The organism is Flavitalea antarctica (assembly GCF_054461535.1).
In genome coordinates, this window is sequence record NZ_JBTLQG010000001.1 from 516,881 (window position 1) to 529,745 (window position 12,865).

A 12,865-nucleotide genomic window follows, 5' to 3' on the forward strand; every position below is an offset into this window, starting at 1 on the left:
AAATACTGCGATTATACGGGCAGGTAAGCATGGAACGTTGATCCCACGCCCGGTGTACTTTCAACCCGGATAAATCCGTTATGGTTTTCCATCACCTTTTTTGCAATGGACAACCCTACCCCGGTTCCGCTGTACTCGCCTTTGTTATGTAATCTTGTGAACATCTGAAAAATCTTTACGGAATATTCGGGTTCAAAGCCGATACCATTATCTTCTACGGTGATCACATGATAAGCCTTGTCTTTTTCAATTACTACGTCTGCTGAAATGTTTATTACCGGCGGTTCGTTAGCTTTACTGTATTTAAGCGCATTGCTGATCAGGTTTTGAAACAGCTGTTGGAGTTGCCTCCTATAACCTTTTACAACCGGAAGTTCCTGCACATTGATCACGGCCTTTTTCTCTTCAATATCAAGTTCAAGATCTTCAAGCACGCGTTTAACCTTTTCATTCAAATCAACGATTTCGGTTTCATGTGGTCGCTGACTAACATGAGAGTACAGCAGTAAATCGTCAATGAGAGCACCCATACGCTTCGTGGCATTTTCAATGCGGCTGAACGACCTTGCTTCATTTTCATTCAAATGTTTGCTCAGGAGGTCCCTTAATTGATTGGTGAAGACCTGGATCTTGCGAACCGGCTCCTTCAAATCATGGGAAGCGGCGTACGCAAATTCTTCCAGATTCTGATTGGATCTTTGCAATTCCTTGTTGATTGCCTGCAGGCTCTCGTTTGCAGCCGCGAGCTCGCGGGTTCTTTCTTCAACAGTCTTTTCAATTTTTTGAATTGCAGTCATTTGTTCCGTGATGTCAAGCACAGAGCCAATGAAACGCACAGGAGTGCCCTTCTCATCAAAATAGACTTTGCCCTTGGCTTTTACCCATCTTTCCACATTATCTTCCGCGCCTATTGTACGGTATTCAACATCATAGTCACCATTGCTTAAAGATTTGTCAAAGGATTGACGCACTACATCTGAAACCCGTTGCTGGTCCTGTGGGTGGAGACGATTAATAAAATCGTCATTAAAGGAAACAGGCTGTTGATGCGTAATCCCGAACAGGATACGGCATCGATCATCCCAATGCATGGTCCCTGATTCGAGATTCATATCAAAAGTGCCAAGTTCAGCAGCTTCCTTTGATAATCTGACCTGTTCAAGTGCGGTTTGCAAAGCCTCACGGCTTTTTTTGGCTTCATGTATATCAATGCTTGAGCCTACATATGCAAACACATCACCGTTAGCATCGTAAGCAGGATTAGCCTGCGAAAACAACCACCTGTATTCGCCGTCCTTGTGCCGTAGCCGATGCTCCATTTCGTAAGGTTGCCGGTTTTCAACAGCTTTTGCAATAGCCCGACCGGCCGGCTCGAGGTCGTCTGGGTGAAGAAAGTGTGCCCAGCCCACTTTCGCTATTTGTTCCTGACCAACACCTAAAAACTCCAGCGTTGTTTTGTTGACATAGTTATAAGATCCATCCGAATTAAGCATCCATATCAGGATTGGAGAAGCGTTAGCAAGGAGTCTGAACCGCCCCTCACTTTCTTCCATCTTTTTTCTGGCCAACACTTGTTCGGTAACATTTACACTTACGTCGAGGACGGCATAAATATTTCCGTTTTCATCCGGTAACGGTATAAAGCTGATATTAAAGTATCGGCTCCTTTTCTCTGCTTTAAAATGTACTTCGACTTCCTGTGCTTCAAAGGGCTGGCCTGTTGTCCGGACATTATCAATCAGGTTAATGAAACGCTGGTCCTCCTCCACCGCGTGCGAGAGGAGCTCCCGGAAGGATTTTCCCTCGATCTCAAGTCCGGCTCCCATGACCTCGATCATAAGCTGGTTTGGGTTTTCAACGATGAGATCCGGGCCAACAAATACGCCCATGGCCGTAGGCGCAGAGTTAAGGATTGAGCGGAGCTTTACCTCGCTTTCCTCTATCTTTCTTTTTGCCAGTACCTGGTCCGACACATCAACCGCCATATGGAGAATGCACACATCTCCGCTAGCCTCAACCATGCGGCTATAGGTGATGTTGAAATAACGGCGTCTCAACGGACCATCGTTAGAGATTGCCACTTCTACTTCTGTTCCTTTGAACGTTTGACCGGTGTTCAACACGTTTAGCAGGACCTTAAACAATGGCTGGCGGTAGAACTCCGGCGCAATCTCCAAAAGGCTTTTACCCAGCACCTCTTCCTGGTTAGTTTTCTGAAGAATCCGGAGCATAAGCGGGTTGATACTTTCAAAAATGAATTCCTCGCCGCGGGTCAGGGCGATGGCCACGGGTGATTGTTCAATCATATTTCGAAAACGTCCTTCACTTTCAACCAGGTGTTGCCTGGCCCTGACCTGGTCTGTTACCTCGGTTGCAAACGTAACTACACTTGCGGCCGATTCCTTGTCAGGATTAAGCAATGGCTGCATTACCAGGTTGAAATAAGCCAGCTGTTCGCGGCCTTCCCTTATCAATTTGAATGCGACCTCCTGGGCGTGGAAAGACTGGCCGGTTTCCAGAACCCGGAGATAAATATCCTGCGCTTCCTGACCTTTTAATTCCGGCAACACTTCAAGCAGCGATTTTCCAAGCACATCTTCAGCTGATTTGTCCCAGATCCGAAGGCTGGGCTCATTAGCTAATTCTATAATCATGTCCGGGCCTGTCTGAATATTGATAGCTATGGGAGCGCCTGAGACCAAAGAGGCGAAACGGTTATGTGCTGCATCAAGTTTTTGTTGAGCAAGCACGGTCTGGGTCGTCTCCATGCAGGTTACCATTACTCCCCCGGGTTTTGCATCATCGCCAATTACTAAACTATAGCTGAAGGTCCAATATATATCTTCTATTTTTCCGTTTCGGTAGAATGGGACAAGCTGGTTCTCAAACCAAACGGGCCGGCCTGTGTCCAGCACTCCGTCAATCAATGGGCCACTGAAATCCCAGATTTCGCTCCAGACCTCCCGGCCTTTTTTCCCGATAGCGGGATGTTTGCCCTCGGCACCCAGGCTTGGCCTGAAGGCATCATTATAAAAACATATCAGATCATCTCCCCAGAAAAGGAACATCGGAAAGCCGGAATTCAGGAGATTTGTCAGTGAAAGTTTGAGTGCCTGCGGCCAGTTATCGGAATCTCCAATGGCTGTCTGGGACCAGTCATAGTTACGAATCAGTTTCCCCATTTCACCGCCACCCTCTAAGAAAGGATGGGTTTCCTTTTGCTGTTTTATTTCCACCGGAAGATCATTAAGCTTTAGCGTATGAATGTAGGACATTATCTGATACAGAAAGCTTTCCGGGTTTTTGAGTTCCAGCTCGCTTTACTTGTATTTGCGATACTTAAAAGTAGCAGAATAATGATCCGAAGCAGTTGTCATCAGATCATAAATAAACCCAATCATGAATGCCATTACGGCGTCAACGATGGTAATACTTTTATCCATCACTGTGATTAATAGGGCTACGCGGGTCAGAAAGTACAAGCATAGTAAAAGCCCATTCAATGCATAAACGATAGAAAACCTCGTACTTAAGGGAGATTTAAGAACAATAATAATATTCATGATATGCACAAATGAAAATGCATTCTGAAAAGATTCAGAAGAAACTCAGATCCAACCGATATATTGAAAATAAATTTCTGTTCAAAATCGGCTTGTAGATTGAATTCTCAAAAATGTTGTTAGATGCCGGCAAAAAGATCCAGGACAAGCCAGTAGCGGCGCCCGATAAAATACGGAAGATCCAGTTATGTTTCGTGAGTTCTGAAAGCTTCATGGTATTGCTCCCAAATATGGCTATTCCCCAGGCAAGTAGCAGGATCACAAGAGTACGAATCGCAGTTGCCAGATCACTGTTCACATTTCTGATCCCGATCTTGGCAAAAACAGCTGTCAAAGCTGCGAAGAAGGCCGACAAAAGGGCGAATATCCACCACATGTTGAAACGGTTTAATAGGAAATTATTGATTCAGGTAAAGCTAAGATCAACGCTTCAACTGCCGTACCTGTCTTAAAACTTATAGCTATATCCTATCCTGAATACCTGTGTTTCGTAATAATCAGAGCTGTTGTATCTGAAACCTGTTCCTGTGATCTCCCGCCTGAGGCTGAGTGTATTTGCCACATCAGTCGCATTCAGGAATATCTCTCCCTTACCCTTTTGTATACCCTTTTTCAAACCAAGATCAATTGAAAATCGTGCTAAGATTTTTCCTTGCGGAATCAGGTCAGGGGCAAGATAGATAGCGCCGATTTGTCCTTCAAATTGATTTGGAAATTTTAGTTGAGTATTCAATTTTACGTTACCCGAAAAAATTTCCTGCCTTGGAGCTGAGAACACATTTTCTACCGGGTACTTATTTACCACTGTGAAAGCGTCTATAATGTTTTTATATCCATTCAGATTAAGATTTATGGTCGCCCAGTTCGTTACCTTTTGTGAGAAGATAAATTCTAAGCCTGTGCTATAACTCTTTCCTGCATTCTGAAAGATGTTATAAATAAGGTTGCTTGCCGGTACGATGGATCCGATCCTGGCGATCGTAGCATCCATCCTTTTATGATACAGCGACGAAACCAGGTATCCTCTCTTCCAACTTGTTCTATGGCCCAGTTCAAAAGTGTTGGTAAACTGCGGTTTGAGCGCAGGATTACCTACTTTTATTATTTCTGCGTCATCATACTTAGGAAAGATACGGATGTCGACTTCATTAGGCCGGTCAACCCTTCGGTTATAAAAGAATGAAATACGATTACGGTCATTTAATTTCCAGGCAGCCCTAAGAGATGGAAAGGGTTGAGCGTAGTTATACCCATCACTTTTATAAGTAACATGGTCAGGATTCACATCATATTCAAGTGCAACATATTCCAGTCTCAATCCCGCCTCGATTTCGAAATGGTCATTCTCGAAAATATAATTACCATAAATTGCAGGAATCGTTTCACCATAGTTCGCATATCCGCCGGCACTTACATCTAAAGGAGAATTGATCCCGGGTTTAAACTGCATATTAACGGGTATATATCTTCGTCTGAATTTTAACCCGGTTTCAAATCTGCCATATTTCAAAGGTTGTATGTAATCAAAATTAAAGTCGGCCACATGTTCGTCAGATAATAATTTAAAAGAATCAAGCCCGATATGGGTCGGAAGAATATTGGTAAAAAAATATTTTTCATCCTCCCGGTGAAATGTATAATTGAATCCGGCATTAAGTACACGACCCGGTTGTGGAAATTTGTGTTGCCATGAAGCAGATGCTGTAACCGTGGTCTTCAATTCATCTTCAAGGAACTGCCAAAGTCTTTTAAGTTCGGTCAGATCAGCATTATAAAAGGGTTCATCACCCCTGTCAAGAATTTTCTCACTGCTAAACAGCGCTGATACTGTTACTGTGTTATTTGGATTAATAATATAATCAATTCCACCTTTCGTTGTTATAATGTTTGTGGTTCTGTTGCGTACTGTTTGTTGCCTCCTAATCTCACCATCATCATAATAGCGATCAACAAACTCATTTTTATTCAGCGTTTTTGTATAAAGATTATCTGCCTGTAAAAAGACATTGATTATTTTTTTTCGATAGTTCAAAGAAAGAGAAGGATTGATTTTTGGCGTTGCCTGGTATTGTGGGCGGATACCAGGAAGGTTTTCCTCTTTTATCCAAAGAGCACCCAATCCACCGGATAAGCCAATCTTTCCGTTAAATCCATCTTGTTTCTCTTTTTTATATAAGATGTTAATAATACCGGCGTTGCCGTTTGCATCGAATTTTGCCGAGGGATTATTGATTACTTCGATTTTCTCAATTGCAGAAGCAGGGATATTCTCAAGTCCGCTCTGGCCGCCAAAACCCGTAAGAGCGGTTTGTTTTCCATCGATCAATATCATTACTTTATCACTTCCCCTAAGTTGCACTTTACCATCCTGGCTGGTTGTTACACCTGGAAGATTCCGGAGGGCTTCGAGAGCCGAGCCACCTGCCTGGCTGATATTATCGGCAACTGTAAACGTCTTCTTGTCCATTTTCGCCGAAATGCCCTCCTGCCGCGCCGTTACGGTAATCGAGTCAAGTAACCTTTCATCAGGAACCAGCACTATCGTACCAAAATCGAGGAAGTCATTAAGCTGACCTACCAGCACATTCAATGTCTTCTCCTGGAATCCGACAAATGAAACCACCAGTGTATAGTTTCCGGGTGTTATGCCTGGGATAGAAAACCGCCCATCTTCTTTGGAAATAGTACCGGTAACTGTTGAGTCAGTTTTCCCGGCTTTGAGTACCACGTTTACATAAGGGACTGGTGCTTTCGATTGGTTATTCTGCACCTGTCCGGACAAGGTAGCTTTTCCTGTTTGGGTGAACCCAACTAAAAACCCCGTAACAACCAAAACTATTAACAATGAAAATCGTTTCATGTACAGGATTTGATACATAATTAAGCGGTGAATTAGAAGGAATTCTGAATTAACATTCAAATTGAGATTAAAAAAAGCTAAAGCGACTAAATGAACGCTATAGTGTTTTTTTAAACTGAACGCCAAAAATATGCTTGTTATTCTCGAACCGATAGCTTTCTTTCCAACCATATCTCGCACAAATATCTCTCACTAATGACAATCCCAGGCCTGTACCAGGAGATTCTGCAGAACCGGTGCTAAACCTTTTGAACAACCGCTCGTGCTTAAGCGCTACCGTTCCTGCATTCGTAACACAAATTTTCCCTGGAGATACAGAAACCCCGATGGACCCATTTTCCGGGCTATACCGGATACTATTAGTTACCAGGTTGTTCAACAAAATTTCAACCAGGATTTTATTTCCGGTTATAGAAATATTGGGATCTATCTTTTTGACAATATTGAGTTGCTTGTCGCCAAGAAAATTTGAAAAGAGTTCCAGGTTTGTTTCAAGGAGTGCCGACAAGTTTACATTTTCTTCTTCTTTAAACTGACTGTTCTCGATCTTCGTGAGCAGTAAAAGGTTTTTATTGATCCTTGATACTCTGGCCAGGGCTTTCAGAGTATCTTCGATGATGGCATACTGATCATCCTGCAGGGTACTGCTTTGTGATAACAATTCCAGCTTCGATTGGATCACTGATAATGGTGTTTGTAATTCGTGCGAAGCGTTTTCCGCAAATTCTTTTTGTTGTTTATATGCAGCGATATTGGCAGAGATCAGTCTTTCAAGACTCTGATTCAGGTCATAAAACTCATCGATATCAGGTTTGTCAAAAGTGATTTCTTTTTGCTGATCAAGCTCAAAATTCCTGATCTTATCAAGACTGAAGTAGAAGGGTTTCCATAATTCATTTGAAATTCTGCGATTGATGAGAATGAAGCCAACCATCATCAGTACAAAAAAAATCATAGTTAGCAGCGTCACAGCACCAATGATCAGAAACGTATCTTCCCTGCCCGCAGCATCTGTGAGAATGATATTGTGTTCATCAAGTTCATATCGCCATAGCCGCGCGATAATGAGGTAGTATACCGGGACGCTAACCAGCAATACGGTGCCGGCAAAAATCATAAACTTCCTTAACGTCCGGTTCAGTAGTTTACTCATATCTGCCATTTATAACCTGTGCCATACAATGTTTTAAGATAGGGTCCACAGCCAGCTTCAGCTAATTTCTTCTTAAGATTTTTAATATGTGCATACACGAAATCGTAATTATCAAACATATCGGCAATGTCACCTGAAATATGTCCTGCAAGGGCAGTTTTTGAGATTACCCGGTTTTTATTACTGATAAAATAGACGAGTAGTTCAAATTCTTTTCTTGTTAAAGCTAAATCCTGATCATTCACCGTTACTTTTTTCGCAGGTATGTCGATCATCAATTCATTCTGCTCAATAATGTTGGAATTGCCAAACTGTTTTCTGCGGATCACAGAATAAATTCTTGCAGCCAGTTCTGAAAGATGAAAAGGTTTGGCCAGATAATCATCTGCACCAATCTGTAGTCCTCTTACCTTGTCTTCAAGTGAATTTTTAGCGGAAATTATTATTACCCCATCGAGTTTTTTCTGCAATTTTATTTCTTCAAGAATTTTGAGTCCATCGCCTCCCGGTAACATAAGGTCCAACAATATGCAGTCATAATCGTATAAATCAATTTTCAGGAGGGCGTCTTGAAAAGTTGCAGCGAATTCGCACAGGTAATTCTCGTCTGACAAGTAAGCCCCCATGGTTCGGGCCAGTTCCGGTTCATCTTCAATGATTAAAATTTTCATTTTCGAAACTAATCCCCATTTTTGAATAATTCCTGAATTACGAACTAAAATGGTTGTAATGTATTTAAGAATAACGAAAAAACCGATTCTGATCAGGTGATTTTGATACTACTTATAATTGGTCTTCTGACAATAAAGAATGAGAACTTTACGGTGTTCAGCTAAAAAATGAAGTATGGTTTGTTACCCTGCATTTCTTTTATTTTCTGACAGCTGGATTGTTTTATTATGAAGTCGATAAACCATCGATATATTTTTCACCTATTACTTTGCGTTCCACTGGTATAAGCAATATCGCCTATCGGTCAATTGAATTATACTTAATGGGCGGCGGGTTCTTGGGTTTTAGATCGTGGGAAGTTCCATTCTCACCCCGGAGATCCCCACCAGCAGCGCCCTGTCTCACAGACTTCCTGATTTCTTCCATCAGTTTCATCTGTTCCTTTTGTATGTCAAAAAGTGTTTTCATTTGTTCGGCGATGAGCAAATCAAGTTTTTCATGCATGTTTCTGATTTCAACCTCGGCCTTAAGGTTAATCAGGTAGTCGTTAACGGCCCGGTTCCGGTCCTTTTCTTCCTTCCGGTTTTGGCTCATCATAATTATCGGAGCCTGCAAGGCTGCGATTGTTGATAAGATCAGATTTAAAAGGATAAAAGGATATGGGTCGAACGATGTTTTATACCAGATTATATTAAAAATGATCCAGACAGCCATCAGCCCAATGAACGAAAGTACAAAAGTCCAGCTGCCTCCGAAACCAGCAATCTTATCAGCTATCCGGCTTTTCCAGCCAGGGCTGCCCTTATCAAATTCAAGTAATTTCTCGGAAACCAGCTTCTCTTCCGCTATCGCCTTTAGTACTATGCCATTCAATTTTTTCAATTGTTCATCTTCTGTTCTCAGAAGCCGTTCAAAATCATTGTGTCTCATAAATTTTATGAATGAACGGTTAAGGAAAAATGTACGGGTAATTCATGATATGCAACCTAACAATCAATGTGTTTTAGGCAGATGACTATAATCAATACCTCAAATGACTTATTTCATTGGCTGGCATTTTACTTTCAATCATATTTAGGTAACGAATGTTAAAAAATCAGCTCATTTGTAAATAACTCGTATTCAGTTAAAAAATATCAATGAAAAAGTTTCTGGCAGTATTTGATGGATTTAATTTGTCTCAATCGACACTTGAGTACGCGATATATCTGACGAAGCTTGCAAATGCCAATCTTGTAGGAGTTTTTCTGGATGAGGCATTTTATCGCAACTACGATATCGCCGGGGTGATCAAAAATGTTCCGGATTACGAAAGTGCGATTCATTTACTGGACGAAAAAGACGCTAAGAAACGGGCGCAATCTGTTGAAGACTTTGAAAGAGCCTGTTCGGAAGCTAAGATCAGTTTTACGGTGCACAGAGACGAATCCATAGCACAACAGGAGTTACGTCACGAGAGCCTGTTTGCTGACCTGATCATTATTAACAGGAGAGAATCTTTTGCGCCCGTGAGAGAACAGTTGCCAACGGGAATAATCAGGGATCTGTTAAAACATGCCTATTGTCCCGTTATTCTAGCTCCCGGGAATTTCCAGCCGATTGAGAATATCACTTTCTTGTATGACGGCAGTTCGGCTTCTGTAATTGCCATAAAGATGTTCAGTTATCTGTTTGGCGATTGTCTCAACCTGCCAATCCAGGTATTTACTTTGAATATCAATCAACAGCCTGAGCTCCCGGATGGAAAATTTATCCATGAATATATGAACGATCATTTTCCTGAAGCAGAGTTTATTTTAGCCCAGGGACATTCGGCCGGGCATATACTGGATTATTTAAGACAGCGAAAAGATACATGGCTGATTATATTGGGTGCCTATTCCCGAAACAAGGTGAGCCTCTTATTTCGTCCAAGTCTTGCAGACGCGATCATGCAGGAGATATCGTCTCCAATATTTACTACGCATGAGAGATAACTAAATAGAATATCTGTCATTTTTATGGATGCTAAACATTTGTAAAACAGATTGCCCCGGGCAATTCAAATTTAAAATAAAATGTATGAAAAGAATTCTTATTCCGGTGGACTTTTCGGACAACTCGATAAAAGCAATAATGTATGCTGTAGCAATAGCATCCAAAACGGGTGCGGTACTCCGGCTCCTGAACGTCATTGAACCGCCGCCTGTTTCTTACTCGGACCTGCCTTTACCTGATCCGGCTTTAACCGAAATTCTCATCTCCGAAAATTATGCCCGCCTGGAGAACCTGAAGAAAGACTTATTAAAACAAGACCAGCGGCTCGAAATTTACTATCATGTGCTCGAAGGTGAGGTAAGATCAACAATTACTGATTTCGCCAGAGAACAAGGCTGTGACCTGATAGTAATGGGTACTCACGGGGCTTCAGGGTTCAGGGGCTTCATTTGGAGTAGCCTTACCTCGAAGACGTTGATGCAATCGGCGGTACCTGTGATTGCTGTCCCCGGCGAATACCAGCTTTCCGAACCACAAAAAATATTGTTAGCCACCAACCGGTTTGAAGAAGATGCAAAATTGACAGACCCGGTATTTCAGTTTTCCAAATTATTTAATGCGGCTGTTAATGTGGTCGTTTTTGTCGATAAGGATACGGCACATGGTTATGAATATCTTGAATCTGGAAAACATCTTGACCGCTACCAATCCTTTCTCCGTAAAAAGTACCCGCATGCTGTTATCAAGTCTGAGCTGATAGATGGCTCCGACTTTGAAAATGCATTAGCGCTTTATGAAAGCCGCGAGGAAATTGATCTGATTGCCATGATCACTTATCCAAAAAATTTCTTCGACAGATTAACAGGAAAAACCATGACTAAAAATTTAAGCATGCATTCGAGGATCCCTGTTTTGGCAATTCCTGCATCGTTAGCCGTCGCAGTAAACCGTGCCGCGGTATGATAACCAGCAACTCTTCGGCAGCAGATTTCGATTTTCATTTTCCGTACGAAATCTCAGAACCCTATTCAAAACGTATCGCATATTTCTCTATGGAATTCGCCATACATCAACCCCTGAAGCTCTATGCAGGGGGCCTTGGCTTTCTTGCCGGGTCACATATGCGAAGCGCGTTTGAGTTAAAGCAAAACCTCGTTGGGGTCGGCATATTGTGGAAGTACGGATACTATGACCAGGTCAGAACCAACGATCAGTCTATGGAGGTTTTGTTCCAGGAAAAGGTTTACGGGCTACTAACAAAGACAGGCATCATTATCGATATAGAGGTTGCCGGGCATCAGGTTAAAGTAGGGGTATATTATCTTCCTCCCAAGCTATTTAATACGGCCCCGCTTTTTTTGTTGACCACAGACATTGAAGAAAATGACTACCTGGCCCGCACTATCAGTCACCGGCTTTACGACCCCAACCCGGAAACAAAATTAGCCTCGGCCATACTGCTAGGTGTTGGAGGGGCTAAGTTACTGGATCGACTGAATTGGGTTCCGGAGGTCTATCATATGAACGAGTCACATGGGCTGCCAGTTGCATTTTATTTATATCGGAAGTTTAACGATCTGAAAAAAGTCAGGCAACACCTGGTGTTTACCAATCACACTACTGAAGCTTCCGGTAATGAAAAAACAGATTTGCGATTGCTGGAACGAATGGGATATTTAGCGAATACGGGATTAGCGGATATGCAATCATTACTAACAATAACGGACCACCGCCTCGATCATACGTACACTGCACTCGTGTTCGCCGGGAAAGCAAACGGGGTTTCGAAGATGCATCACATGGCACTTCAGCAGATCTGGCAGGGGCATCCGGGTATATGCCCCATAATTTCTATAACAAACGCTCAAAACTGGCAATACTGGGCCGACAAGGAAATGTATGCTGCAGTCCGGAAAAAAGATATAGTTTGTCTTAAAGATCTGAAACGGGCGCGCAAACACTTACTGTTTGAAGAAGTCGCCGACCAATGCGGTGATTATCTTGATGCTGAATTATTGACCATTGTGTTTGCAAAACGATTTGCAGGTTACAAAAGAGCAGATCTTCTGCTACGGGACATGGACAGGTTTGAAAAGTTGGTGACCGGCAAACAATACCCTGTTCAGATTATCTGGGCAGGCAAACCATATCCTGGTGATTACCCGGCCATCAGTATTTTTAACCGCATAGTGGAACTTTGCAAAAGACATCCGAACTGTGCTATCCTTTGTGGATATGAACTGAAGTTATCAAAACTGCTTAAAAACGGCGCTGATATCTGGCTGAATGTTCCGAGGATCACACACGAAGCGTCGGGCACTAGTGGCATGTCCGCTGCCATGAACGGCGCAATTAATCTGAGCACACCAGACGGTTGGTTTCCCGAATTTGCGAATGATAAGCAAAATGCATTTGTATTAGGAAGAACCGACCCATCTTTGCCAGAACATGAAATGGATGATATCGACTGCAAGAATTTGTATGACTACCTGGAAAATTATATTGTGCCACATTACTATGAAGACCAGCAGGGCTGGACAAACATAATGGTACAAAGCATGCTTGATGTTGTGCCACGATTCGACAGCAATCGCATGGTTGCCGAATACTATAATAATCTATACAGCGGATGAGTGCAGG

Annotated in this window: 10 protein-coding genes; 3 read left to right on the top strand and 7 right to left on the bottom strand. The window is 42.4% G+C overall.

The features are described 5' to 3' along the window. Positions 1-11: 11 nt before the first annotated feature. The 7 genes from ACX0G7_RS01730 to ACX0G7_RS01760 all read right to left on the bottom strand — a co-directional run bounded on the left by ACX0G7_RS01730 (position 12) and on the right by ACX0G7_RS01760 (position 9,178). Complete coding sequence (locus ACX0G7_RS01730) at positions 12-3,275, bottom strand: PAS domain-containing sensor histidine kinase (RefSeq protein ID WP_458921680.1); 3,264 nt, start codon at positions 3,273-3,275, stop codon at positions 12-14. A 45-nt stretch (positions 3,276-3,320) separates the two neighbouring features. Further along, the gene (locus ACX0G7_RS01735) at positions 3,321-3,443 is read right to left on the bottom strand and encodes a hypothetical protein (RefSeq protein WP_458921681.1); all 123 of its coding nucleotides are present in this window, start codon (positions 3,441-3,443) and stop codon (positions 3,321-3,323) included. A 154-nt stretch (positions 3,444-3,597) separates the two neighbouring features. Beyond that, complete coding sequence (locus ACX0G7_RS01740; protein ID WP_458921682.1) at positions 3,598-3,939, bottom strand: EamA family transporter; 342 nt, start codon at positions 3,937-3,939, stop codon at positions 3,598-3,600. A 72-nt stretch (positions 3,940-4,011) separates the two neighbouring features. After that, positions 4,012-6,423, bottom strand: a complete 2,412-nt coding sequence (locus tag ACX0G7_RS01745) for a TonB-dependent receptor (protein WP_458921683.1) — start codon at positions 6,421-6,423, stop codon at positions 4,012-4,014. 97 nt (positions 6,424-6,520) lie between these two features. Continuing rightward, positions 6,521-7,576: a sensor histidine kinase gene (locus tag ACX0G7_RS01750; RefSeq protein ID WP_458921684.1), complete on the bottom strand. Its 1,056-nt coding sequence runs from the start codon at positions 7,574-7,576 to the stop codon at positions 6,521-6,523. After that, positions 7,573-8,247: a response regulator transcription factor gene (locus ACX0G7_RS01755; protein ID WP_458921685.1), complete on the bottom strand. Its 675-nt coding sequence runs from the start codon at positions 8,245-8,247 to the stop codon at positions 7,573-7,575. The genes ACX0G7_RS01750 and ACX0G7_RS01755 overlap by 4 nt, the downstream gene beginning before the upstream one ends. 298 nt (positions 8,248-8,545) lie before the next feature. After that, positions 8,546-9,178, bottom strand: coding sequence for a DUF1003 domain-containing protein (locus ACX0G7_RS01760; RefSeq protein ID WP_458921686.1), 633 nt, complete (start codon positions 9,176-9,178; stop codon positions 8,546-8,548). Between the two features lie 209 nt (positions 9,179-9,387). On the opposite strand from ACX0G7_RS01760, the gene ACX0G7_RS01765 reads away from it, so the two are divergent. The 3 genes from ACX0G7_RS01765 (at position 9,388) to glgP (ending at position 12,858) form a co-directional block, all read left to right on the top strand. Then, on the top strand, positions 9,388-10,224 hold the full coding sequence (locus ACX0G7_RS01765; RefSeq protein ID WP_458921687.1) for a universal stress protein: 837 nt from the start codon (positions 9,388-9,390) through the stop codon (positions 10,222-10,224). 85 nt (positions 10,225-10,309) lie between these two features. Next, the gene (locus ACX0G7_RS01770; RefSeq protein ID WP_458921688.1) at positions 10,310-11,188 is read left to right on the top strand and encodes a universal stress protein; all 879 of its coding nucleotides are present in this window, start codon (positions 10,310-10,312) and stop codon (positions 11,186-11,188) included. Then, complete coding sequence (glgP, locus tag ACX0G7_RS01775) at positions 11,185-12,858, top strand: alpha-glucan family phosphorylase (RefSeq protein ID WP_458921689.1); 1,674 nt, start codon at positions 11,185-11,187, stop codon at positions 12,856-12,858. Before ACX0G7_RS01770 ends, glgP begins: the two co-directional genes overlap by 4 nt. Positions 12,859-12,865: the final 7 nt, after the last annotated feature.

Coding starts and splice junctions, on each gene's coding strand:
- ACX0G7_RS01755 (WP_458921685.1), bottom strand. CDS start 8,247: ATGAAAATTTTAATCATTGAAGATGAACCGGAACTGGCCCGAACCATG.
- ACX0G7_RS01745 (WP_458921683.1), bottom strand. CDS start 6,423: ATGAAACGATTTTCATTGTTAATAGTTTTGGTTGTTACGGGGTTTTTA.
- ACX0G7_RS01770 (WP_458921688.1), top strand. CDS start 10,310: ATGAAAAGAATTCTTATTCCGGTGGACTTTTCGGACAACTCGATAAAA.
- ACX0G7_RS01750 (WP_458921684.1), bottom strand. CDS start 7,576: ATGAGTAAACTACTGAACCGGACGTTAAGGAAGTTTATGATTTTTGCC.
- ACX0G7_RS01765 (WP_458921687.1), top strand. CDS start 9,388: ATGAAAAAGTTTCTGGCAGTATTTGATGGATTTAATTTGTCTCAATCG.
- ACX0G7_RS01740 (WP_458921682.1), bottom strand. CDS start 3,939: ATGTGGTGGATATTCGCCCTTTTGTCGGCCTTCTTCGCAGCTTTGACA.
- ACX0G7_RS01730 (WP_458921680.1), bottom strand. CDS start 3,275: ATGTCCTACATTCATACGCTAAAGCTTAATGATCTTCCGGTGGAAATA.
- ACX0G7_RS01760 (WP_458921686.1), bottom strand. CDS start 9,178: ATGAGACACAATGATTTTGAACGGCTTCTGAGAACAGAAGATGAACAA.
- ACX0G7_RS01735 (WP_458921681.1), bottom strand. CDS start 3,443: ATGGATAAAAGTATTACCATCGTTGACGCCGTAATGGCATTCATGATT.
- glgP (WP_458921689.1), top strand. CDS start 11,185: ATGATAACCAGCAACTCTTCGGCAGCAGATTTCGATTTTCATTTTCCG.